Below are 21,809 nucleotides of genomic sequence, written 5' to 3'. Positions count from 1 at the left end.
GGTGGTGGACTCAGTTCTGGTTCGACTGGGCGAGCTTGCCCAGCACGATGGCCAGCGCGGCGCCGCCCAGTGCCTTGACCAGCGTGGGATGTTCCGCATAGAAGTCGCCCATGCGGTCGACGATGCCGGGGTTGTGCTGTTCCGCCGTGGCGGCGATTTCCTGCACCTGCTGCGGCGTGATCTGTTCGGCCTGTTCCGGCGTGACCTGCGGTTGCCCGCCGCCCTTGAACAGGTTGCCGACGCCGCCCGCCAGCGATGCCAGCATGGCCGGGCTGACGTTGGCCAGCAGCTGGTTCAGCATGCCGGCGCGCTGTTGCGGATCGCTGCGGCCGAACAGCTGGCTGACGAGCGTCGCGAACGGCGGGGTCTGGTCGGAGCGCAGCGCTTCCGTCACGCCCTGCGCCATGCCGGCACGGGGCGCCTGCTGCGCCACGTTGTCGAAGTCCTGTTCGGCACGGGCCGGGTCGGCCGCGCCGTTCCCGCCCAGGTATTGCTGCAGCAAGTTACCGAGATCGAATCCCATTGCTAGACTCCTGTGTTTGTCTGACGAAGGTGTCAGCATAAGACGGGGTCCGGTCCGGGTCTGTTCGCGGTTTAACCCTGGGTCAGGGCGGGAACTCGACCGCCGTCATGTTGTCGTCCGGCTTGCGGTCGATCAGCTTGTTGTCCGGGTCGATGCCGGCCCGGGCCGGCCGGCCGCTAACCACCACCTTGTAGGTGGTCGTGCCGCTGCCGATGCGGCGGCGCTCGCGCAGCAGGGGCTTGCCGTCCTTGTCGTCGACGCCGATGTCGACCAGGTCGGCCATCGGGACTTCCTTCTCCGCCCCCAGGCCGTCGGCGCGCAGCTTGGCGGCCTGCACGGTGATGGTGACGTCGTAGCGGCCTTCCCGGCGCTTCTTCAGCGTGGCCGACAGCGCCCGGTTGTCGTACAGGACGATGCTGTCGAACAGGTCGTCGACGAGGTAGGCCTGGTCGGCGGGCACCACCGCGCGCAGGCCGTCGACCAGCACGGACACGCTCGGATACGGGCTGCCGCGGAAGGCATGCTGTTGCAGCAGCCGGCGCAGCAGCGCGTTGATGCGCTCCTCGCCGACGATGTCCTGCAACTGGTACATCGCCAGGCTGCCCTTGCGATAGTGGATGTAGCGCTGGTTCTCGTTGTCGGCCAGCGGCAGTTCCTTGCCGTTCTCCATCGCACGGCCGCGCAGGTACATGTCCAGGTCGTAGCGCAGGAAGCGGCGCATGCGCTCGGGGCCAAAGCTCCTCTTCATCACCATCAACGCCGAGTATTCGGCCAGCGTTTCCGACAGCACCGTGGTGCCGCGCGTATTGCCGCCCACCAGCTGGTGGCCCCACCACTGGTGCGCCACCTCGTGCGCCGTCACATAGTACGGATAGTCGATGTCCTTCGGGTTCTTCTCGTCGACCTTGGCGATGAAGCCCATGCTTTCCGAGAAGGGCACCGTGTTCGGGTAGGACTGCGCAAAGCGTTGGTACGCAGGGAACTCCACTACGCGCAGCACCTTGTGCTGGTACGGGCCGTAATTGCGGCTGTAGTAGTCCAGCGCGTCGCGCACCCCGCGCATGATGCGGTCCAGGTTGTATTCGTGGCCGGGGTGGTAATACAGCTCGATGCCGACGTCCTGCCACCAGTCGTGCCGGACTGCGTAGCGCGCCGACTGGAACGAGTAGAAGTTCAGGATCGGCCGGTCCATGCGGTAGTGGAAGTAGCGCCGTCCTCGTGCCGTCCATTCCTTGACCAGCGTGCCCGGCGCGATCGCGGTCTGGTCGGATGCCGTGCCGATGACGGCATCGAACGTGACCCAGTCCGCATCGCTGCCCAGCACGTTGTCGGCCAGGCCCTTGGCGTCGTCGCGCGGCAGCTGGCGTTCCTGCGCCGGCAGGCCGTGACGACGGCGGTCGCGCGGATCGGTCAGCTCGGTGAAGCGCTGGTAGCCGATGTGGGGCAGCACCTGGTTGTTGAAGAACGTGCCGTTCGCTACCACGGGCGTGTCCCGGCCCAGGCCCAAGATCCCCTTCGGTTCGTGCACGAGCTCGAATTCCATCGGCAGCGTGGCGCCCGGCGCCAGCGGCGTGGCCAGGGCGTAGGCATGAAAGCCCAGCTCCGCGTCATCCAGCGTCCGGCGCGCCGGCACGCCAAAGCGCATGGGAGCCAGCTGCGCATGGGGCTCCTGCGTGACGTAGACGGTGCCGATGGGTTGCGCCGTCCGGTTCTCCAGCAGGTAGCGGCCCTTGACGACGAGGCGGCGCGCGCCGGGCTCGATGTCCACCGTCAGCTTCACGTCCGCGATGCGCGGCTGCGCCAGCGCGGCCACGCGCTTGTAGCGCTTCTCGTAATCGGCGCGGTCCGCGCCCTGCCGGTAGGCCGTCTCGAAGCGGTTGGCGACGTTCAGGTTGTAGAACAGGACGGCGCCGGTGCCGAGGAACAGCAGCACGCCGGCGGCCAGGCTGGCCAGCACCGCGGGCGTCAGTGCGTGACGCGCCAGGCGCACGCGCGTGGTCCAAGCCTCGCTGGCGCCGCGCGGCCAGAACACCAGCGTCAGCACGACCAGCACCAGCGCCGCGCCGCCCCAGTAGAGCTGGTACCAGCGCTCGCGCAGCAGGAAGTGGCCGAAGCCGTTCATGTCCGAGTAGCGGATCTCCGGCGTGACGCCGAACAGCAGCAGCGGATGCTCCAGGCCGAAGCCGGCCAGCGCGATCGTCGCCACGTAGTACAGCACCATGGCGAAGTAGGCCAGGTATTTCTGGCCGATCAGCACCTGCAGCGCGATCGCCAGCACCGCCGTCAGCGCGTAGTATGGCAGGTCGATCGAAAACAGCGCTTTCAGGTACAGCGCAGGCTCGAAGTGGAAGTAGCCGTGGAATACCTGGATCGACATCCCGCACAGCATCACGACCAGCAGCAGCAGTGCCTGCAGCCCGACCAGCGCCGCCAGCTTGGACAGCATCGGCAGCCAGCCCGGTACGGGCAGCGTGTCCAGCAGCAGCGCCATGCGGTGCTCGCGTTCGCGCCATACCAGTTCGCCGGCGTAGAACGTCGTCACCACCAGCAGGAAGGGCGCGAACGTCTTGCTGACCATTTCCAGCACCACGTACGTCAGCGGATACGTGTTCGTACCCCACATGGAGCCCATGTCGAGCGCGCCCGCGTACATCGTCAGCACGCCGGCCAGCACGATCACGAAGAAGTAGACGTTCTTCGTGGTTTCGCGCAAGTTCAGCCAGGTCATGCGCGCCAGCAGCAGCCCCAGGTTGCGCGCCTTGAAGTCGGGCGCTTCGGCGGTGCTCGCGGCGGCCGTCGTGATGCGCAGCGGGACGTCGCCTTCGCCGCGCGCTGCCGCGTTGCCGCCGTCCTGCGTGCCGACGAAGTGGAAGCGCCAGTAGCCCAGTACCAGCACGACCAGGGAGAACACGCACCAGATGGCGCGGTTGAGCAGGTAGACGCCTTCGGGCAGCACCAGGCGTGTGTTGCGTTCGGCGATCGGCCAGTATTCCGTCAGGCGCAGCACGGCGGCCGTGCCGAACGGATCGATCAGCGCGGCCAGCGTCTTGTAATCGAGGTCGCGCGCCAGCGTCGGTGCGACGATGTACCCGATCAGCATCACGACGCTGCTGACGTACACGGGCAGCATGCGCCGCGTCAGCGCGGCCAGCACGTAGAAGATCGCACCGAAGATGAACAGGTTCGGCAGCAGCGCCAGCAGGTAGGGCAGCAGGTACGCCTCCGGCCGGATGGGGCCGAGGCGCCCCGGATCGACGCCGGGCAGCCAGGTGCCCAGCACGAGGCCGAGCGGTATGCTGGCGAACACCACGGCCAGCACCAGCCAGGCGCCGGCCAGGCGGCCGAACATGTACTGGTACTTGCGGATAGGCGCCGTGAAGAAGAAGTGGTGCATGTCGTACTCGAAGTCCTGCTGCACCGCGCGCCCCATCATCGCCGCCACGACGATGACGCCCAGGCAGCCGAGGACGCTGGTCGTCAGCATGACGGGCATCGGCGCGTTGATCAGGACGCGGCCGCCGAAGCCGATGGCGGCGTTCTTCATCGCGCCGCCCGCGGCGGCCACGCACAGCAGCGCCAGCGCCAGGAACATCAGGAAGTAGACCCATGTCGACAGCAGGCGGAAGCGTTGCTTCGCCTCGAACAGCGCGATGGAAAGGAGCGCCGCCATGTCAGTCGCAGGCGTCGGTCACGTGGCGGCCGGCGATGGTGGCGAAGTACACGTCCTCCAGGTCGCCGATGGCTTCCTCGAAGCCGTCGCCCGGGTCGCTGTCGCTGTACGCATGGATCAGGGTCCGCCCGGACAGCAGGCGCGTGGAGATGATCGTGTGGCGCTGCTGGAAGTAGGGGAGGTCCTTCTTGTCGACGAAGCGCGCCCAGATCTTGCAGCTGATGTCGTCGATCAGCTCCTGCGTGGCGCCCGTCACCAGCAGCTCGCCCTTGTTGATGATGGCCATGTTGGCGCACAGGTCGGCCACGTCGCTGACGATGTGGGTGGACAGGATCACGGTGCGGTCGTCGCCGATGTCGGACAGCAGGTTGTGGAAGCGCACCCGCTCCTGCGGATCGAGGCCGGCCGTGGGCTCGTCGACGATGATCAGTTTCGGGTCGCCCAGCAGCGCCTGGGCGATGCCGAAGCGCTGGCGCATGCCGCCCGAGAAGGTGCCCAGCTTCTGGTGGCGCACGTCGAACAGGTTGGTCTGCTGCAGCAGCCCGTCGACGATCTCGCGCCGCCGGTTGCGGTGCGACAGGCCTTTCAGCACGGCGAAGTGATCCAGCAGTTCGTAGGCGCTGACCTTCGGATAGACGCCAAAATCCTGTGGCAGGTAGCCCAGCTGGCGGCGGACTTCGTCTTTTTCGTCGAGCACGTCCAGCTCGCCGAAAAAGACGGAACCCGCATCGCATTCCTGCAAGGTGGCCAGGATGCGCATCAGCGTCGACTTGCCGGCGCCGTTCGGGCCCAGCAGGCCGAACATGCCGGACGGAATCGTCAGCGAAATATTGTCCAGGGCCACCACGCCGTTGGCGTAGGTCTTGGACAGGTTGCGGATGCTTAGCTCCATGCTCACTCCTGAAAACTGACTGCGGCGCAGCATGGGGCGCCGCCGGGAGCCACCGTGCGCACCTTTGCACATGATGGCATTGTATTGAAAGGACGACACATCGGTTGCCCCCTTGCGACAGGGTGCGCTTTCCACGTGCCAGAATGTGAAATCCGGGTCCTGGGACGGCAGAGTTGAAAAAGGGTCAAGCGTAACGTGCGGGGCAGCGGGTGGCAAGCCGCAAACGGATCGGCTTGCGCTATAGTGCTGCCCATGAGCCAGGAAAACGTCAAACTCGATGCCGCGCTGCAGGAGCAGATCCTGGCGGTGACCCGCTGCGGCCTGACGGTCAAGGAGTCCACGGGTTTTTTCCGGGTCGCCCTGGGCCTGTGCTACCTGGCCAGCCTGATGACGAAGGAAGCGCTGGACTTCAAGAAGCTGGACAAGGAATTCAACCGCTTCATCTACCGCTCGATCGGCCCGGGCCACAGCATCACCAGCATCCTGCAGTACATGAGCGGCGAGGGCGTCGTCAAGGTGCTCGACTCGGAGCGCTTCATGCGCGCGTTCGGCGACTACTGCCCGCACGTGCCGCTCGAATCGATCCCGTTCCTGCTGGGATTGAACCTGGGCGTGGCCAAGGATTTTTCCGGCCTGGACGTGCGCGGCCCGGTGGCCGACTGGATCGAACGCCAGCGTATCCTGCGCGAGGAGCAGGCGGGCGGCACGGGCTGACCGGCCGCGCGACAGGGGTACGACCCGGCGCTTATAATCGTGGCCATCCGAACAAGCAGGACAGAATGCCATGAGCTCCAAATATCACAATCCCCTGGATCGTTTCATCTGCAGCGCCGACAAGGCCTTGCGCGTCATCTCGGGCGTGGCGTCGGCCTCCCGTCCGACGCCGGCCGTCCACGTCGACGATGCCCACATGACGGACGAGGAGCGCAAGCACAGCGCGGGCCTGATCCGCGTGGACCACGTGGGCGAGGTGATGGCGCAGGCGTTGTACAACTCGCAGGCGCGATTCGCCAAGAGCGATACGCTGCGCGAGCAGTTCGAGAAGGCCAGCCGCGAGGAAGAGGACCACCTGGCGTGGACGGCGCAGCGCCTGAAGGAGCTGAACTCGCAGACCAGCGTGCTGGCACCGCTGTTCTATGCCGGCGCCTACGCGCTGGGCACCGTGGCCGCCAAGATGGGCGACCCGCACAGCCTGGGCTTCGTCGTCGAGACCGAGCGCCAGGTGGAGAAGCACCTGGCGTCGCACATGCAAAGCCTGCCGGCCAACGATGCCAAGTCGCGCGCCATCGTCGACCAGATGCGCATCGACGAGATCGCGCACGGCAAGGCCGCCCAGGACATGGGCGCGGCCGATACGCCGGTCCCCGTCAAGCTGGCGATGACGGCGATGGCCAAGCTGATGACCGGCACCACCTACTACATCTGAAGCACCTGTCCTCTCGGGTTTGAAGTTGTGACAAGCCCTAACTAGCGCCATGGAATCCTCCCGACCCCTTATAGTGGCAAAAAAACACTAGAAGGAGTGCATCATGCGCTGGGAAGGCAATCGGGAAAGCGATAACGTGGAAGACCGCCGCGGTGACAGCAGCGGTGGCGGTGGCGGCTTCAGATTCGGTGGCGGCTCGCTGGGCATCGGCGGCGTCATCGTTGCGCTGGTGCTGTCCTATGTGCTGGGCGTGAGTCCCAGCACGATCCTCGGCTTGATGAGCGGTGGCGGCGCGCCGCAGCAGCAGGTGCAAACGCGCACCGCGCCGGCCAACGACGAAACCACGCGCTTCGTGCGCACGGTGCTGGCGGACACGGAAGACGTCTGGGGCAACCTGTTCCGCCAGCAGGGCGAGGAGTATGCGCGGCCGACCCTCGTGCTGTTCTCCGGGCGCACCCCCACCGCCTGCGGCACCGGCCAGTCCGCGACCGGGCCGTTCTACTGCCCACCGGACCGGAAGGTCTACATCGACCTCGACTTCTTCAAGCTGATGCAGCAGCGCTTCCACGTCAGCGGCGAGTTTGCCGAGGCCTACGTCATCGCCCACGAGATCGGCCATCACGTGCAGAACCTGATGGGCCTGTCGGACAAGGTGCACAACGCCCAGCAGCGCATGGGCGAAGCCGAGGCCAACGCGCTGTCCGTGCGGCTGGAATTGCAGGCGGACTGCTTTGCCGGCGTATGGGCCTTCCACGCCAACCGGTCGCGCCAGATCCTGGAGCAGGGCGATGTCGAGACGGCGCTGTCGGCCGCCACCGCCATCGGCGACGACGCCCTGCAACGCCAGGCCCAGGGCCACGTCGTGCCGGACTCGTTCACGCACGGCACGTCCGCACAGCGCGTGCGCTGGTTCCGCAAGGGGATCGACAGCGGCGAAATCGCGCAGTGTGATACCTTCAGCGCGCGGCAGTTGTAATGGCTAAGTCAAGAGCAACCCTGGCGGGCCACTGACATCAATTCACCCTACGACGGATAGCCGAGGTCAGGCCCTGATGCCGCTAAGTCAAGACGTATGGGTCAGCGAGCCGCTGGCTTATTCTTCACCCCAGGACCAAAGACTGGGGTCAGACCCTGAGCCTTCCCCTCATTTTTAATAGATGAGCACTAGACTAGCCAGCTCCTGCATAGCTTCGTGGAGCTGGCTGTGCGTCAGCCTTCGATACCTGACGTCGGCGAGCCATTGGCGAGCTAAGGAAACGATCGACACAGTTTTCGCGGATTTGGGTTTGCTGCCGTAGCGCATACGATAGCCCCGACTTTGCGCAACGATGCCGATGATCCATAGGGCGAAGCTGAGCAAGGTGCCGATAAGAAGTAGTGCGGCGAGACGCTTGGGTTGGCGTGTTTGACTGTGGCGAATCCCCATCCCCCACCGCGGGTTTTTGAGGTCGCGGAAAGTCTGTTCGATTTGCATGCGACAGCTGTATAAGGCGACGATCTGTTTTGCACGCAGCTTCGATAGCCCTGGTGAGACGGACAACAGCCAGGGTTCGGATTGTCCCTTACGCTGTTTGTTGCTGTGATGGCTGCCGGCGTCATTGCCGAAGACGGTCAATTTCTTTCGCCCTTGGGGCGACTTCTTCACCAAAGTCAGACGGCATTTCACCAAGCGCGATTGGGTATGTTCGAACCGTCCCAAATCGCGTGGGACCTTAGTGGCGTGAGGGTAAAGCTCTTTGCAAGGCTGCCACTTCGTGGTGCCTTCTACGCGAACGGTGTCGAGATTACGAATTCTACCGATCCAATCGTAGCCGAGCTCGCCGAGCATCTGGAACCAAGTCCCCCGAAAGCCCGCGTCGGTGATGATCACTGGACTGCTTTGTGGAGGCAGTACCGTCCGTAGAGTCTCCAGGAAACGATGATGGACTTGTCTGCTGCCATACGACTTGGTCGGATGCAGCTCCTCATAAATCGTGATCGCACGCCCCTCCACCACCACGGCGGCGCGCAGCAAATGCTGACTTACATCCGGCAGCAAATCAGACCAATCGACGATTACTGCAATGCGCTCCTGATGCGGCAGGAGGTGGTGCGCCAAGGCCTTGAAGATGCTTACCCGCTCCTTGGCCAAGTGAGCGTTACTTAGAAGGCGGTCGATGCGCTTGATCCGATAGCGTAGGCTTACTTCACTTTCTAGCGCCTTGCTCATTCCCATCATTGCCAGCCCGCCGCTGCGGGCCGCTTCGACAGCATCGGCCAAACATCTCCGCCGTTTGGCGTGCATCGCGGAGCACTGATCGGCCAAAAACTTCTGTATGATTTGCTGTGCATGCATGGTCTGTGCCTTTCATTCGCAGTTTGGTCGCTACGAATAAAAGGGCTAACACAGCCATGCATGCGCCGTTTTTGGGATTGAAAGTTAACAGCTTCCGCTTCCGTTTACAACAGAAATTTGTGGGGAAGGCTCAGGGTCAGACCCGCCGGGTCTGACCCCGGCCCTCCGCCGTAGGGGTGGTTTCTGTCGGCGGCCCGCTTGGGGCATTCTTAACTTAGCGCCATTAGGGCCAGACCGAGTCCCTGGCCCGGCGCCAGCTCACCACTTGCAGCCCGTATCGGTCACGGTATCGTAGAGCAGCGGTATCAGCCTGAGCGGGTCGAGCGACGCGCCGCCGCTGTATTTCTTGACGCAGTCCTCACGCCCGGCTTTCTTGATGGCGCGGGCGCCATCGCTGTCGTCCTTGCCGCGGATGCGCTGCTCGTCCTGCACCCGTTCCAGCGGTTCGCGGCGGCGCTGGCGCTCGTACTCGCCGGCGGCCGCGCGCAGGGCGACCAGGTCGAGTGCCGGTGCTGGCGCCGTTCCCTCGGCTGCAGGCGCGGCGGCGGCCGGCACCGGTGCCGGCGCTTCCGCGCTGGCCGTGGCCGGCCGGGGCGAGGTGGACCGTGAGATGGGCGATGCAGCCCTGGATGCGGATCGCGATGGCGCCGGTGCGGTCACCGGTGCCGGCGCGCCAGCCGCTGCGCGCGGCCGTGGCGGGGTGACGAACACCAGGTCGGCATAGACGACAGGCCCGGAAGCCGGCAGCGCAACGCCGCCGCGTGCCATCAACAGCGCGAGCGCGACGTGCAACGCGGCGAGCGCCGCCAGCAGGAGGCGCCGCCGCCGCGTCATCACACTTCGACGATCTCGACGGTATGCGTGATCTCGGCCGTCTTGGCCAGCATGATGCTGGCCGAGCAGTATTTGTCGTGCGACAGCGTGACGGCCCGCTCCACCGCTTCGGGCTTCAGGTCGCGGCCGGTGACGACGAAGTGGAAATTAATCTTCGTAAACACCTTCGGCTCCGTCTCGGCCCGTTCGGCCTGCAGCGTGACGTCGCAGCCGCGCACGTCGGCCCGGCCCCGCTTCAGGATCAGCACGACATCGTACGCGGTGCAGCCGCCCGTGCCCAGCAGGACCATCTCCATCGGCCGCGGTGCCAGGTTGTGGCCGCCGCCTTCCGGTGCGCCGTCCATCGCAACCATGTGGCCGGAGCCCGTCTGCGCGCGAAAACTCATGCCCGACGGGCCATTCCAGCTGACTTTTACTTCCATTGCATTTCTCCGGGAGTCGATATTGGTAACGTCGATTGTATGCCAGCCGTCAGATGGCCATCAGGTAGCGGTCGCTTTTCATCCGCCGCACCGTGAAGGCCACGCACAGCAGCGCCAGCAGCAGGCTGGCGCCGAACGTCAGCGCGAACGGCAGCAGGCCCACGCTCTGGCCCTTGGCCAGCTCGCGCAGCAGGGTCTGGTGTGACAGCACCGGCACCAGGTACATCCAGTTGGCCGTGTTCAGGTTCATCATCGGCACGACGATCACGGGCACCATCGGGATCATGATGGCGAAGCTGGCCGTCGTCTGGGCTTCCTTGAACGTCTTGGCATTGATGGCCAGCGCGATCTCGATGGCGGCGGCAAAGAGCGGCAGGGACAGCGCCGTCACGCAGACGATGGCAAGGTCGGCCCACGACAGCCGCCACGACATGCCGATCTCCTCCAGCGGCAGCCATTTCAGCACGCCGTGCGCGATGCACAGCTCCAGGGTCAGGCCGACGATGGACAGCAGCGCGGCGGCCAGCCACTTGCCCACCACGAGGTCGAGCGGACGTGCCGGCTGTGCCAGCAGCACCTCCAGCGAACGCCGCTCCCGCTCCCCGGCCGTGCTGTCGACGGCGCTGCTGAGGCAGAAGAAGAACGCGGGAATGAAGAACATGCCCAGCATCGTGCCGATGACGGAAGCGGAGCGCGACGCGCTGCTGCCCGTGTCGTACTTCTGCAGCTGCACCGGATACAGCGTGGCCGGCGACACGCCATGCGCCAGCAGGCGCGCACCGGCGATCGTGTTGCCATAGCTGCGCACCACGTGCTCGATGTCGGCGACGTTGCGGCCGTTGGCGGAAGCGGAGTCGTACCACAGCTCCACGCGGGCCGGCCGCATGTTGCGGTAGTCGTCGCCGTAGCTGTCGGACAGGCGCAGCACGGCCGCCGTCTTCTGCGTGCGCAGCAGGGCCGCGATGCGGTCCTCCGTCATGGTCTCGACGGCATGGATGGTGACGTTCTTCTGCTTCAGCTGCGCCATCAAGGTGGGCGCGCGCGCCGCGCCAATGACGGTCAGCTCGATGCCTTCCTTCTCCGGCTTGGTGGCACGGTTGATCTGCTGGTGCAGCACGCCGCCCACCAGCATCGGATACAGCAGCACGAACAGCAGCACCATCGCCATGGCGCGGCGGTCGCGCACGGTTTCGCGCAGCTCCTTGAGCAACACGACCAGGAACGAGGGACGCGCGCTCATGCGGAAATCCCTTCGTCGGTGCCGACCAGTTTCACGAACGCGTCCTCCAGGTTGGCGATGCCGGTGCGGTCGCACAGCGATTGCGGCGTGCCTTGCGCTACCGTGCGCCCGTTGGCGATGACGATGACGTCGTCGCAGGAACTGGTCACTTCCTGCATCACGTGGGTGGCCATGATGACGCAGCAGCCGTCGGCCCGCAACGCCGCCAGCGCGCGCCGCAGCGCCCGCGTGCTCATGACGTCGAGGCCGCGGCTCGGTTCGTCCAGCAGCAGGTTGCGCGGGCGGTGCAGCAAGGTGCGCGCCAGCGCCACCTTGATGCGCTGGCCCTGGCTGAAGCCTTTCGAGCGGCGCTCCAGGATGTCGTCCAGCGCCAAAAGCTCCGTCACCTCGTCGATGCGGCGGCCCAGGTCGGCGTTGCCCATGCCATTGAGCTCGCCGAAGTAGCGCAGGTATTCGCGGGTGGTCAGTTTTTCGTACAGCCCGAACTGGTCGGTCAGGAAGCCGATGCTGCGCCTGGCCGTCATCGGATCGCGGTCCGGATCGACGCCATCGACGGCGATGCGGCCGGCATCGCGCCGCAGCAGCCCCACGAGCAGGCGCAGCAAGGTCGTCTTGCCCGCGCCGTTCGGTCCCAGCAGCGCCGTGACCTGGCCGTCTTGCGCGGTAAAGCTGGCGCCGGCCAGCGCCTGCACCTTGCCGAAGTGTTTGGTGACGTCCTGGATGTCGATCATGGCTGCGGTCCTGCGCTGTCGAGCTGGAAGGTGGGGGCGGGGATCTCGGCCAGGCAGGCGCCATCGACGCGCCGCGCCGGCTGGTCGAGGAATTCGCGCAGCAGGCGCGGCATGCAGCCCAGCGTCGAGACGATATGGCCGCCGTTCGGCACGACCAGGTGCTGCGCCGCCTTCATCCACTTGCCGGCCGCTTCGGCACGGCGCGGTGGCGTAACGGGGTCGTGCGCGCCGGACAGCATCAGCACCGGCGCGGCGATCGTCGTCGGCGCGGCATGCGCAACGGGCTTGACGTTGACGGCCGGGCACAGCGCCGCCAGCTGCGTGACCTGGGGCGCGCCCAGGAACGAGCCGCGCGTGTCGGCGTCCAGCAGTTGCGGCGTCAGGCGCGGGAAGTCCTCGGCGCAGACGACGGCCAGGTACAACGGACCCGACATGCTGCCGTCGGCCGACAGGTCGGTGTCGCGGTTGCTGCGGGCGACAAAAGGCTCCCAGCGGCCGTTGTAGGCACTGTGGATCAGGAAGGGCAGGCTGTAGGCATCCGACTGCGAGTACAGCGCGCGGTGCACGGTGGTGGCAAAGCGCCGGCTGCCGATCTGCACGGGTCGCACGACGGTCGTGCGCGGATCGGCCATCGTCACCGTCAGCGGGCCTTGCGCGAGGCGGCCGGCCAGGCTGGCGAACTCGTTGCGCAGCGCGGGGAAGGCGCGCGCGCAGGCGGCATCCTTCTCGCAGCGGGCGAAGGTGGTCTCCAGCGCGGCCTGCGCGTCGCGCCCGCCGGCGGGAATGACCTGGTCGGGCGAGGCCACGCCGTCCAGTACCAGCGCGCGCACGCTGGCCGGATAGAGGCGGGCGTAGTGCTGCGCCAGCCGGGTGCCGTACGAGCCGCCCCACAGGTTGACCTGGCCGTAGCCCAGCGCGATGCGGACCCGTTCGATGTCGCGTGCCGCGGCGTCGGTGGTGTACTGGCTGTAGGGCGCGGCCAGCTTGGCGACGCAGCGGCGGGCTTCGGCGTCGAGCTGTTCTTCCGTCAGCGTGTCGATGTCCGGCGGCGACTTGCAATCGAGCTTGCCGGACAGGCCGGTGCCGCGCTGGTCGATCAGCACGATGTCGCGGGTGGCGCGCACGCGGCGCAGGGCGGCATCCAGCACGGGCACGATATCGCTGCCGGCCTGGCCCGGTCCGCCCGCCAGCACGAACAGGGGATCGGGTCGCGCGGCCTCGCGGTACGCCGGCGCCACGGTGGCATGCACGGTAATGGTCTTGCCGGGCTGGCGGTAGTCCAGCGGCACCGTTACGGTAAAGCAGCGCAGCGCCTCCTCTGTGCCAGGGAGGTGGCAGGTGCGGCCAGACGGCGCGGCCAGCGCGGCCAGCGGTGCCAGCAGTAACGTGGCGACCAGCGAACGTCGAATTTTCCTCACGGTGCCCTCGGCAATAGCAATCGGGCAATGTTAGCGTGCTGTTAGTTTTGCGGCAACAGATATCACCCTTGTCGGTATCTCAGCCTGGGGTTGACCGTCAATGGATGGTCGCGCTATAATCGCCAGCTTTCCGTTCGCTCAGGAAAAGTCAACAACAAGGATGCGTCCGCTGCAGTACCAGGGCGGAACCGCCATTTGAGCGTTTAACCGATGAATTAAATTCATCTTCATTAGGAAGTCAAACATGAAAACTTTTTCCGCTAAGGGCCATGAAGTCCAGCGCGACTGGTTCGTGATTGACGCGACGGACAAAGTCCTCGGCCGTGTTGCCAGCGAAGTGGCACGCCGACTGCGCGGCAAGCATAAGCCAGAATTTACCCCTCACGTCGACACGGGCGATTTCATCGTCGTCATCAACGCAGGCAAACTGCGCGTGACCGGTACCAAAGCCACCGAGAAGACGTACTACCGTCACTCGGGCTACCCAGGCGGCATCTACGAAACGAACTTCCTGAAGATGCAACAGCGTTTCCCAGGCCGTGCTCTGGAAAAAGCTGTCAAGGGCATGCTGCCAAAAGGCCCGCTGGGCTACGCAATGATCAAGAAGCTGAAAGTGTACGCCGAAGGTTCGCACCCGCACGCTGCTCAGCAACCTAAAGCACTCGAATTCTAAGGAACTGACATGATCGGTAACTACAACTACGGCACCGGCCGTCGCAAGAGTGCAGTGGCTCGTGTGTTCATCAAGGTCGGCACCGGCCAAATCATCGTGAACGGCAAGCCAGCGTCGGAGTACTTCTCCCGCGAAACCGGCCTGATGGTCATCCGTCAGCCGCTGGAACTGACCGGCAACGTCGAGCGTTTCGACATCAAGGTCAACGTGCATGGCGGCGGCGAGTCCGGCCAGGCAGGTGCAGTGCGCCACGGTATCACCCGTGCACTGATCGACTACGACGCGGCACTGAAGGGCGATCTGGCACGTGCCGGCTTCGTTACCCGTGACGCCCGTGAAGTCGAGCGTAAAAAAGTCGGTCTGCGCAAAGCACGTCGCGCAAAGCAGTTCTCGAAGCGTTAATTCGTTTCCTGCTCAGCCTGGCTCTGCCGGGCTGGCCTCGAAAAAGCCGCTGGCCCGTCCAGCGGCTTTTTGCTTTTCAGATAGGGTAAAACGTCCGTCATCGGACGCTGCTAGAATCTCCCCTCACTCACCCATCTTTCGCAAGGAACAAGAACATGATCAAAGTTGGCATCGTTGGCGGCACCGGTTACACCGGAGTGGAACTGCTGCGATTGTTGGCCGTCCATCCCGAAGTGCAGCTGACGGCCATCACGTCGCGCAAGGAAGATGGCCTGCCGGTGGCCGACATGTATCCGTCCCTGCGCGGCCGCGTGAACATCGCCTTCTCGGCGCCGGACAAGGCCGACCTGACCCAGTGCGACGTGGTGTTCTTCGCCACCCCGCACGGCGTGGCGATGGCGCAGGCGCCGGAGCTCCTGGCCAAGGGCGTCAAGGTGATCGACCTGGCGGCGGATTTCCGCATCAAGGACCGCGCCGTGTTCGAGAAGACGTACAAGATCGACCACACGGCGCCGGAGCTGCTGGAGCAGGCCGTGTACGGCCTGGTCGAGCTGAACCGTGAAGAGATCAAGCAGGCCAACCTGATCGCCAATCCGGGCTGCTACCCGACCACGATGCAGATCGGCTACGCGCCGCTGCTGAAAGCCGGCGTCATCGATGCTGGCCACCTGATCGCCGACTGCAAGTCGGGCGTGTCCGGCGCGGGTCGCAAGGCCGAGATCGGCATCCTGTTCTCGGAAGCGAGCGACAACTTCAAGGCCTACGGCGTGTCGGGCCACCGCCACACGCCGGAAACGTCGGCCCAGCTGCAGCGCTTCACGGACCAGAAGGTGTCGCTGATCTTCACGCCGCACCTGGTGCCGATGATCCGCGGCATGCACTCGACGTTGTACGCGAAACTGACGAAGGACGTCAGCAACGAGGAACTGCAAAAGCTGTTCGAAGATGCGTACAAGGACGAGCAGTTCGTCGACGTGATGCCGTTCGGCTCGCACCCGGAAACGCGCACGACGAAAGGTTCCAATATGCTGCGCCTGGCGGTGCACCGCCCCGACGGCGGCGATACCGTCGTTGTGCTGGTCGTGCAGGACAATCTGGTCAAAGGGGCATCGGGCCAGGCCGTGCAGTGCATGAACCTGATGTTCGGCTTGCAGGAAGACCTGGGCCTGAACACGATAGCCCTGCTGCCGTAAAGGTTAATTCGTGGTTTAAATGCGGCGCAGCAGCCGCATATTCCCATCAGAAACGTAGTGGGCCTGAGCGGCAGTCTGTGCAAAGGTCTATAATGGGCCAACGATTTTTAGTAGGAGTTCCAAATGAATGCAGTAGCCGAAGCACAAGACGTCATCCCGGCACCGATCATCTTCACCGACAGCGCGGCCGAGAAAGTGGCCCAGCTGATCGAAGAAGAGGGCAACCCCGACCTGAAGCTGCGCGTGTTCGTGCAGGGCGGCGGCTGTTCCGGTTTCCAGTACGGCTTCACGTTCGACGAAATCGTCAACGAAGACGACACGACGATGGTCAAGAACGGCGTGCAGCTGTTGATCGACTCGATGAGCTACCAGTACCTGGTGGGCGCCGAGATCGACTACAAGGACGACCTGGAAGGCGCGCAATTCGTCATCAAGAACCCGCAAGCGAGCTCGACCTGCGGCTGCGGTTCGTCGTTCTCCGTTTAAGCGGTAGGGCGTATTGAAGACGGCGGCCAGCGCAAGCTGGCCGCCGTTTGTCGTTTACGCGGCATGACATATTCACCCACAAGCAAGGGCTGGGGTCAGACCCGCCGGGCCTGACCCCGGTTTCTGGCCTCGGGTATGGCATACGCCAGCAACCGGCAAACGAGGGGTTGATTACGCGGCGGCGAGGCGCTGCCCGTCCATCCGTGCCTCGAAGCGGTCCCACAGCCGGTCGTGGTAGGGCAGGGCGACGACGTTCAGGATCGGCTCCAGGATCGCGGCGAGGCCGCCCAGGGCCAGCGAGCCCGTTGCCCAGTACATCACGGCAACCGCGATGACCATGTGAAAGGCCGTCTGGCTGACTTTTTCGGCTGCCAGCACGGCCGTGGCATAGCGCGCCGCGCGCAGGCGCAGGCGGCGCCAGAAGCCCTCGTGCAACGGCAGCAGTGCCACGTTGATGACGGGCTCGATGACCGCAGCCAGGCCGCCAAAGGCCACTGAACCTGTCATCACGTACATCAGGACGAACGCCAGCGACATGTGCGTGGCGACCTGGCTCATTTTTTTCGCTGCGACGATCATCTTGCTGCCTCTTCAGTGGATACCGTTGAGGCAAATGATAACGATTCTCGTTCAGATATGTAAATTAATTGTTCTCAACGGTGTGATTGGTAATAACTATCGGAGAAGTATTTTCGATTGCCTGTCGATTCCACTACACCTATAACGTCGAGGGATCAGGCAGCATTGCCGCATTCACAGGAGACCGTCATGAGCGCTACCGCACCCGTCAAGGGCCCCGCTTCCTATTTTCCGTCGATCGAGCAAAAGTACGGCCAGCCCGTACAGCACTGGCTGGCGCTGCTGGCGGCGCGCGGCGAGGCCAGGCATATGGAACTGGTCGCCTGGCTCAAGGAGGAGCACGGCATGGGCCACGGCCATGCCAATGCCTTGGTGGCCCATCACCGGGCCGGGTAGGGCCGCTGAGGCTATCGAGGGGCCTCAGCGGGGCGCAGGCGGGTGCTTAGCGGGGATACAGGGCGCCGAGGATGCGCGGACCCTGTGCGCCCGTCACGGACGGCAGGTTGCCCGGCTCGCGCGCATCGAAGCGGAACGCAAGCCAGGCCCAGCAGAGGGCCTCGACCAGCGTGGGCGCCACGCCCAGCGCATCCGTCGTCGTCACCTCGACGTGGCTGCCCAGCTCGTTCGCCAGCATGCGCATGAGCGTGCCGTTGTGGGCGCCGCCGCCGCACAGGTAGACGATTTCCGTCGCCGGCGCCTGCTGGCGGATACCGGTTGCCAAGGTAACGGCCGTCAGCCGCGTCAGCGTGGCCATCACGTCCTGCGGGGCCGCGTTCAGGTGGTTCAGCACATGGCGCTGCAGCCAGTCGGCGTGGAACAGGTCGCGCCCCGTGCTTTTCGGTGGCGGCGCCGCGAAATACGGCTCGGACAGCATGGCGGCCAGCAGCGCCGGGATGACCGTTCCGCCGCCTGCCCAGGCGCCGTCCTCGTCATAGGGACGTCCCAGGTAGCGGCCGATCCACTCGTCCATCAGCACGTTGCCGGGGCCCGTGTCGAAGCCCGTCACGTGCCCGTCCGGATGCAGCACGCTGATGTTGGCGATGCCGCCGAGGTTGGCCAGCACGCGCGTCTTGCCCTCCTGGCCGAACAGCGCATGGTGCGCCGCCGGCACCAGCGGCGCACCCTGGCCGCCCGCGGCGACGTCGCGCGAGCGGAAGTCGGCAATGACGTCGATCCCGCACAGCTCGGCCAGCAGCGCGCCGTTCAGCGACTGCCACGTGAACCCCAGTTCGGGCCGGTGCCGGATGGTCTGGCCGTGGGCGCCCACGGCCCGCACGTCGGCCGGCTTGATGTCCGTTTTCGCCAGCACGTGTTCCACGCACTGCGCGTACACGGCGGCAACGCGGTTCGCCGCCAGCGCTTCACGCTCCAGCTCGTTTTCGCTGGTGGCTTGCAGCGCCAGCAGTTCTTCGCGCAGCGCATCCGGGTAGGGCACGTGGCTGGAGGCCAGCGTGCGCGCGGCACCCGCCCAGAAGTCGACCAGCACGCCATCGACGCCGTCCAGGCTGGTGCCCGACATCAGTCCGATAAACAAGCTCATGGGAGTTCCACGAAAACGATGAAGCGTCCATTGTGCCCGATGTGCCGGGTTTGCCCAAGTGTTAGGCAGCTAACGGAATAGGGACGAGCGCCGCCGTATGATGGCATCACAGTGAGGGGGAAAGAAAAACGGCGCCCCTCGGGGCGCCGTCTTTTCCAGCCAGTGGCCGGGATTATTTCTGTGCCAGTGCGCGGTTGTTTTCTTCCGGACGCAGCAGTGCGAAGCGGTGGATCATGTCGCCTGCCACCATCTTGAAGCGCGCCATCTCAGCGGCCGTCAGGGGTGCTTGGGCCGTCACGTTGAGGCGGTTCGGGTCGAGCGATTGGCCGCCCACGCGGAACTCGTAGTGCAGGTGTGCGCCGGTCGACCAGCCGGTCGAGCCTACATAGCCGATCAGGTCGCCCTGGCTGACTTTCTGACCCTTGCGCAGGCCGGAAGCAAACCGGCTCATGTGCGCGTAGGCGGTGCTGTAGTTGTTCCAGTGCTTCAGGACGACCACATTGCCGTAGCCGTTCTGCGTGCCCGCGAAATCGACGACGCCGTCACCGGCGGCGCGGATCGGCGTGCCCGTCGGTGCCGCGAAATCGATGCCCTTGTGTGCTTTCCAGTTGCCCGAGATCGGGTGCACGCGCATCGAGAAGCCGGACGAAATCCGCGAGAACTCCAGTGGCGACTTCAGGAAGCCACGCTTCAGGGACTTGCCGTCGAAGCTGTAGTAGCCGCCGCCCTGCTTACTGGCAGGATCCTCGAACCACACCGACTGGTACGTGGTGCCGCGGTTGGTGAACTCGCCGGCCAGGATGCGGCCGGCCTTGACGAATTCGCCATCCTGCCAGAACGTCTCGTAGACCACGTTGAACTTGTCCCCGCGCTTCAGGTCGGAACGGAAGTCGATATTCGTCGAGAACATCTCCACGATCTGGTGCACGATCGAGTCGGGCAGGCGGGTGCCGTCCGCATCGGAGTCGGTGGCCGCGAACAGCGTCGTCGTGATGTCGCGGGCGTGCATTTCCACGCGGCGCTCCAGCTTGACGGGCGCTTCTTCCGCGACGAAACCTTCGCCCTTGCGTAGCACGGAGATGTTCTTGACGGGCATGTCCTTGCTGTCCACCACGCTGGCGCGCAGCCACAGCAGGTTGCCTTCGTCGTCCGTTTTCGCCTGGACCCGGCGGCCGGTCTTGAGCTGCATCACGGCCTTCGCGACCTTGTCCTGCTTGATGAAGCTTTCCGCGGCATCGTCCTCGACGCCCAGGCGCTGCAACAGCGTGGCCAGCGTATCGCCGGCGCGGATGCGCTCTTCGTGCACGTAGGTCTGGGAATCTTCCGCCTGGTCGATGGCGGCAATCTGCGTGGAGAGGTTCGGCAGGGCGACGTCCTGCGAGACGGTTTTAACCGGCAGGTCGCTTGCATCCGGGGCCAGTGGGGCCACGCCGGCGGCGCCGAAGGCGCACACGGTCAACGCAATCGCGGAAAGGCGAACGATGCGTGCCTTGCGGGTCGAACCTAGCAGATGAGACAAGCGCGAGCTTGTGAACTTGTTTGTAGGGTTCATGCAATCAGTTAAAATTTGCCGCTTGAACTTGATGGATTTTTGCTATTTTGTTCTAAGTTATTGATTTGTTTCGTTTTCATCGGGCAAGATTGATGGGATCGGGAATTATAGCAAAGTCCTGCGCTACGCCAACACTTTAAGAAAATTTCCCCACATATGGATACACTCTCCCCGGCGCCGAAGAAGGCTGCCGCAGCCGCCGCTGCTCAACTGCTGCCCCTCAGCGACACCGTCCAGGAAGCCCTCGCCATCACCAAGCGCGGCGTCGACGAGCTGCTGATCGAAAGCGAGTTCGCCCAGAAACTGGCGCGTTCCGAACAGAGCGGCGTGCCGCTGCGCATCAAGCTGGGCCTGGACCCAACGGCACCGGACCTGCACCTGGGCCACACCGTGGTGCTGAACAAGATGCGCCAGCTGCAGAACCTGGGCCACCAGGTGATCTTCCTGATCGGCGACTTCACGTCGATGATCGGCGATCCTTCCGGCCGCAACGCCACCCGCCCGCCGCTGACGCGCGAACAGATCGAGCAGAACGCGCAGACCTACTTCAAGCAGGCCTCGCTGGTGCTGGACCCGGCGAAGACGGAAATCCGCTACAACTCCGAATGGTGCGACCAGCTGGGCGCGCGCGGCATGATCCAGCTCGCTTCCCGCTACACGGTGGCACGCATGATGGAACGCGACGACTTTTCCAAGCGCTTCAAGAATGGGACACCGATCTCGGTCCATGAGTTCCTGTATCCGCTGATGCAGGGCTACGATTCCGTCGCCCTGAAGGCCGACCTGGAACTTGGTGGCACCGACCAGAAATTCAACCTGCTGGTGGGGCGCGAACTGCAGAAGGACTGGGACCAGGAGCCGCAGTGCATCCTGACGATGCCGTTGCTGGAAGGCCTGGACGGCGTTGAGAAAATGTCCAAGTCGAAGAACAACTACATCGGCATCACGGAACCGGCCAACACCATGTTCGCCAAGGTGATGAGCATCTCCGACACGATGATGTGGCGCTACTATGAGCTGCTGTCGTGGCGCTCGCTCGACGAGGTTGCCGCGTTGAAGCAGGCGATTGCCGGCGGTGCCAATCCGCGCGACGCCAAGGTCGCGATCGCACAGGAAATCGTGGCCCGCTTCCACTCGCAGCAGGCCGCAGAGGATGCGCTGGCCGACTTCGTCAACCGCTCGAAAGGCGGCATTCCGGACGACATCCCCGAGCTGGCCGTCACCGGCGCCCCGCTGGGCCTGGCACAGCTGCTCAAGCAGACGGGCCTGTGCGCGTCGACGTCGGAAGCGATGCGCATGATCGACCAGGGCGGCGTGCGCATCGACGGCACCGTCATCAGCGACAAGGCACTCAAAGTCGAGGCCGGCACGTTCGTGCTGCAGGTGGGCAAGCGCAAGTTCGCCCGCGTCACGCTGGCATGATCGCCCTGTTGCAACGGGTGACCGGCGCACAGGTGGTCGTCGATGGCGCCGTCGTCGGCGCCATCGACCCCGGCCTGATGGTACTGGTGTGCGCGGAACGGGGCGACAGCGAACGGGAGGCGGATGCGCTGCTGGCAAAGCTGCTGTCCTATCGCGTCTTCTCCGACGAGGCAGGCAAGATGAACCGCAGCGTGACCGACGTCGCCGGCGGCCTGCTGCTGGTGCCCCAGTTTACATTGGCGGCGGACACGAAGTCGGGCACGCGGCCGTCGTTCACGCCGGCCGCGCCGCCGGACGAGGGCAAGCGCCTGTTCGACCATTTCGTCGCGCAGGCCCGCGCCCGCCATGGCGTCGTGGCCACGGGCCAGTTCGGCGCGGACATGCAGGTGTCCCTGACCAACGACGGTCCCGTGACATTCTGGCTGCAAGTGGAACCAAAGCAGGTATCATGAGACGAGCCGCTGGTTGCGC

The 21,809-nt window shown here is 64.9% G+C and carries 22 protein-coding genes; 10 read left to right on the top strand and 12 right to left on the bottom strand.

Annotated elements, in window-relative coordinates; translation table 11 throughout:
• Window positions 1-10: 10 nt before the first annotated feature.
• From PX653_RS16600 to PX653_RS16590, 3 genes are all read right to left on the bottom strand, one after another.
• The gene (locus PX653_RS16600; protein WP_277413872.1) at window positions 11-523 is read right to left on the bottom strand and encodes a hypothetical protein; all 513 of its coding nucleotides are present in this window, start codon (window positions 521-523) and stop codon (window positions 11-13) included.
• 82 nt (window positions 524-605) lie between these two features.
• Entirely contained in the window at window positions 606-4,193 is a 3,588-nt protein-coding gene (locus PX653_RS16595) for a M1 family aminopeptidase (RefSeq protein WP_277413871.1), read from the bottom strand.
• 1 nt (window position 4,194) lies between these two features.
• A complete protein-coding gene (locus PX653_RS16590; protein WP_277413870.1) occupies window positions 4,195-5,085 on the bottom strand; it encodes an ABC transporter ATP-binding protein in 891 nt (296 codons plus the stop codon).
• A 252-nt stretch (window positions 5,086-5,337) separates the two neighbouring features.
• Here PX653_RS16590 and PX653_RS16585 point away from each other — a divergent pair, with 252 nt between their 5' ends.
• From PX653_RS16585 to ypfJ, 3 genes are all read left to right on the top strand, one after another.
• Complete coding sequence (locus PX653_RS16585; RefSeq protein WP_277413869.1) at window positions 5,338-5,799, top strand: hypothetical protein; 462 nt, start codon at window positions 5,338-5,340, stop codon at window positions 5,797-5,799.
• Between the two features lie 70 nt (window positions 5,800-5,869).
• Window positions 5,870-6,511, top strand: a complete 642-nt coding sequence (coq7, locus tag PX653_RS16580) for a 2-polyprenyl-3-methyl-6-methoxy-1,4-benzoquinone monooxygenase (protein ID WP_277413868.1) — start codon at window positions 5,870-5,872, stop codon at window positions 6,509-6,511.
• Window positions 6,512-6,614: 103 nt separating this feature from the next.
• Window positions 6,615-7,487 carry a KPN_02809 family neutral zinc metallopeptidase gene (ypfJ, locus tag PX653_RS16575; protein WP_277413867.1) on the top strand — a complete coding sequence of 291 codons (873 nt, stop codon included), beginning with the start codon at window positions 6,615-6,617 and terminating at the stop codon, window positions 7,485-7,487.
• A gap of 174 nt (window positions 7,488-7,661) precedes the next feature.
• Here ypfJ and PX653_RS16570 read toward each other — a convergent pair whose 3' ends face one another.
• The 6 genes from PX653_RS16570 to PX653_RS16545 all read right to left on the bottom strand — a co-directional run bounded on the left by PX653_RS16570 (window position 7,662) and on the right by PX653_RS16545 (window position 13,491).
• Entirely contained in the window at window positions 7,662-8,846 is a 1,185-nt protein-coding gene (locus PX653_RS16570; protein WP_277413866.1) for an IS4 family transposase, read from the bottom strand.
• 258 nt (window positions 8,847-9,104) lie between these two features.
• Window positions 9,105-9,680, bottom strand: a complete 576-nt coding sequence (locus PX653_RS16565) for a hypothetical protein (protein ID WP_277413865.1) — start codon at window positions 9,678-9,680, stop codon at window positions 9,105-9,107.
• Window positions 9,680-10,102 carry an OsmC family protein gene (locus tag PX653_RS16560; protein WP_277413864.1) on the bottom strand — a complete coding sequence of 141 codons (423 nt, stop codon included), beginning with the start codon at window positions 10,100-10,102 and terminating at the stop codon, window positions 9,680-9,682. The genes PX653_RS16565 and PX653_RS16560 overlap by 1 nt, the downstream gene beginning before the upstream one ends.
• 49 nt (window positions 10,103-10,151) lie before the next feature.
• A complete protein-coding gene (locus tag PX653_RS16555; protein WP_277413863.1) occupies window positions 10,152-11,342 on the bottom strand; it encodes an ABC transporter permease in 1,191 nt (396 codons plus the stop codon).
• Window positions 11,339-12,073, bottom strand: a complete 735-nt coding sequence (locus PX653_RS16550; protein ID WP_277413862.1) for an ABC transporter ATP-binding protein — start codon at window positions 12,071-12,073, stop codon at window positions 11,339-11,341. The genes PX653_RS16555 and PX653_RS16550 overlap by 4 nt, the downstream gene beginning before the upstream one ends.
• Window positions 12,070-13,491, bottom strand: coding sequence for an alpha/beta fold hydrolase (locus tag PX653_RS16545; RefSeq protein ID WP_277413861.1), 1,422 nt, complete (start codon window positions 13,489-13,491; stop codon window positions 12,070-12,072). Before PX653_RS16545 ends, PX653_RS16550 begins: the two co-directional genes overlap by 4 nt.
• Window positions 13,492-13,735: 244 nt before the next feature.
• Between PX653_RS16545 and rplM the strand changes: the two genes are divergently transcribed.
• The 4 genes from rplM to erpA all read left to right on the top strand — a co-directional run bounded on the left by rplM (window position 13,736) and on the right by erpA (window position 16,245).
• The gene (gene rplM / locus PX653_RS16540; protein WP_107140762.1) at window positions 13,736-14,164 is read left to right on the top strand and encodes a 50S ribosomal protein L13; all 429 of its coding nucleotides are present in this window, start codon (window positions 13,736-13,738) and stop codon (window positions 14,162-14,164) included.
• Between the two features lie 9 nt (window positions 14,165-14,173).
• Window positions 14,174-14,566, top strand: coding sequence for a 30S ribosomal protein S9 (rpsI, locus tag PX653_RS16535; RefSeq protein ID WP_119811272.1), 393 nt, complete (start codon window positions 14,174-14,176; stop codon window positions 14,564-14,566).
• 155 nt (window positions 14,567-14,721) lie between these two features.
• Window positions 14,722-15,759, top strand: a complete 1,038-nt coding sequence (gene argC / locus PX653_RS16530) for an N-acetyl-gamma-glutamyl-phosphate reductase (RefSeq protein ID WP_277413860.1) — start codon at window positions 14,722-14,724, stop codon at window positions 15,757-15,759.
• 123 nt (window positions 15,760-15,882) lie between these two features.
• Entirely contained in the window at window positions 15,883-16,245 is a 363-nt protein-coding gene (gene erpA / locus PX653_RS16525) for an iron-sulfur cluster insertion protein ErpA (protein ID WP_112938577.1), read from the top strand.
• 171 nt (window positions 16,246-16,416) lie between these two features.
• Here the strand turns inward: erpA and PX653_RS16520 are convergent, their stop codons facing one another.
• The gene (locus tag PX653_RS16520; protein WP_277413859.1) at window positions 16,417-16,824 is read right to left on the bottom strand and encodes a DUF2061 domain-containing protein; all 408 of its coding nucleotides are present in this window, start codon (window positions 16,822-16,824) and stop codon (window positions 16,417-16,419) included.
• A gap of 189 nt (window positions 16,825-17,013) precedes the next feature.
• On the opposite strand from PX653_RS16520, the gene PX653_RS16515 reads away from it, so the two are divergent.
• A complete protein-coding gene (locus tag PX653_RS16515; RefSeq protein WP_277413858.1) occupies window positions 17,014-17,220 on the top strand; it encodes a DUF4287 domain-containing protein in 207 nt (68 codons plus the stop codon).
• 46 nt (window positions 17,221-17,266) lie between these two features.
• Here the strand turns inward: PX653_RS16515 and PX653_RS16510 are convergent, their stop codons facing one another.
• Window positions 17,267-18,433 (bottom strand): anhydro-N-acetylmuramic acid kinase, encoded by a 1,167-nt coding sequence (locus PX653_RS16510; protein ID WP_371876478.1) that lies wholly within the window; start codon window positions 18,431-18,433, stop codon window positions 17,267-17,269.
• A 103-nt stretch (window positions 18,434-18,536) separates the two neighbouring features.
• A complete protein-coding gene (locus tag PX653_RS16505; protein ID WP_277413856.1) occupies window positions 18,537-19,916 on the bottom strand; it encodes a M23 family metallopeptidase in 1,380 nt (459 codons plus the stop codon).
• Window positions 19,917-20,072: 156 nt separating this feature from the next.
• Between PX653_RS16505 and tyrS the strand changes: the two genes are divergently transcribed.
• Window positions 20,073-21,338 carry a tyrosine--tRNA ligase gene (gene tyrS / locus PX653_RS16500; protein ID WP_277413855.1) on the top strand — a complete coding sequence of 422 codons (1,266 nt, stop codon included), beginning with the start codon at window positions 20,073-20,075 and terminating at the stop codon, window positions 21,336-21,338.
• Complete coding sequence (gene dtd, locus PX653_RS16495; protein ID WP_277413854.1) at window positions 21,335-21,790, top strand: D-aminoacyl-tRNA deacylase; 456 nt, start codon at window positions 21,335-21,337, stop codon at window positions 21,788-21,790. Before tyrS ends, dtd begins: the two co-directional genes overlap by 4 nt.
• The last annotated feature ends 19 nt before the right edge of the window (window positions 21,791-21,809 follow it).

The sequence above is a fragment of the Pseudoduganella chitinolytica genome (assembly GCF_029028125.1).
GTDB lineage: Bacteria > Pseudomonadota > Gammaproteobacteria > Burkholderiales > Burkholderiaceae_D > Rugamonas > Rugamonas chitinolytica.
The sequence above is the reverse complement of the archived record's forward strand: the minus strand, read 5'-3'. Positions and strand labels throughout refer to the sequence as shown.

What these genes read in the sequence shown, in the direction of transcription:
- PX653_RS16505 (WP_277413856.1), bottom strand. Translation starts at nt 19,916, where the DNA reads ATGAACCCTACAAACAAGTTCACAAGCTCGCGCTTGTCTCATCTGCTA.
- erpA (WP_112938577.1), top strand. Translation starts at nt 15,883, where the DNA reads ATGAATGCAGTAGCCGAAGCACAAGACGTCATCCCGGCACCGATCATC.
- PX653_RS16590 (WP_277413870.1), bottom strand. Translation starts at nt 5,085, where the DNA reads ATGGAGCTAAGCATCCGCAACCTGTCCAAGACCTACGCCAACGGCGTG.
- rplM (WP_107140762.1), top strand. Translation starts at nt 13,736, where the DNA reads ATGAAAACTTTTTCCGCTAAGGGCCATGAAGTCCAGCGCGACTGGTTC.
- argC (WP_277413860.1), top strand. Translation starts at nt 14,722, where the DNA reads ATGATCAAAGTTGGCATCGTTGGCGGCACCGGTTACACCGGAGTGGAA.
- PX653_RS16520 (WP_277413859.1), bottom strand. Translation starts at nt 16,824, where the DNA reads ATGATCGTCGCAGCGAAAAAAATGAGCCAGGTCGCCACGCACATGTCG.
- PX653_RS16515 (WP_277413858.1), top strand. Translation starts at nt 17,014, where the DNA reads ATGAGCGCTACCGCACCCGTCAAGGGCCCCGCTTCCTATTTTCCGTCG.
- coq7 (WP_277413868.1), top strand. Translation starts at nt 5,870, where the DNA reads ATGAGCTCCAAATATCACAATCCCCTGGATCGTTTCATCTGCAGCGCC.
- PX653_RS16555 (WP_277413863.1), bottom strand. Translation starts at nt 11,342, where the DNA reads ATGAGCGCGCGTCCCTCGTTCCTGGTCGTGTTGCTCAAGGAGCTGCGC.
- rpsI (WP_119811272.1), top strand. Translation starts at nt 14,174, where the DNA reads ATGATCGGTAACTACAACTACGGCACCGGCCGTCGCAAGAGTGCAGTG.
- PX653_RS16565 (WP_277413865.1), bottom strand. Translation starts at nt 9,680, where the DNA reads ATGACGCGGCGGCGGCGCCTCCTGCTGGCGGCGCTCGCCGCGTTGCAC.
- PX653_RS16600 (WP_277413872.1), bottom strand. Translation starts at nt 523, where the DNA reads ATGGGATTCGATCTCGGTAACTTGCTGCAGCAATACCTGGGCGGGAAC.
- dtd (WP_277413854.1), top strand. Translation starts at nt 21,335, where the DNA reads ATGATCGCCCTGTTGCAACGGGTGACCGGCGCACAGGTGGTCGTCGAT.
- PX653_RS16585 (WP_277413869.1), top strand. Translation starts at nt 5,338, where the DNA reads ATGAGCCAGGAAAACGTCAAACTCGATGCCGCGCTGCAGGAGCAGATC.
- PX653_RS16560 (WP_277413864.1), bottom strand. Translation starts at nt 10,102, where the DNA reads ATGGAAGTAAAAGTCAGCTGGAATGGCCCGTCGGGCATGAGTTTTCGC.
- PX653_RS16570 (WP_277413866.1), bottom strand. Translation starts at nt 8,846, where the DNA reads ATGCATGCACAGCAAATCATACAGAAGTTTTTGGCCGATCAGTGCTCC.
- tyrS (WP_277413855.1), top strand. Translation starts at nt 20,073, where the DNA reads ATGGATACACTCTCCCCGGCGCCGAAGAAGGCTGCCGCAGCCGCCGCT.
- PX653_RS16550 (WP_277413862.1), bottom strand. Translation starts at nt 12,073, where the DNA reads ATGATCGACATCCAGGACGTCACCAAACACTTCGGCAAGGTGCAGGCG.
- ypfJ (WP_277413867.1), top strand. Translation starts at nt 6,615, where the DNA reads ATGCGCTGGGAAGGCAATCGGGAAAGCGATAACGTGGAAGACCGCCGC.
- PX653_RS16595 (WP_277413871.1), bottom strand. Translation starts at nt 4,193, where the DNA reads ATGGCGGCGCTCCTTTCCATCGCGCTGTTCGAGGCGAAGCAACGCTTC.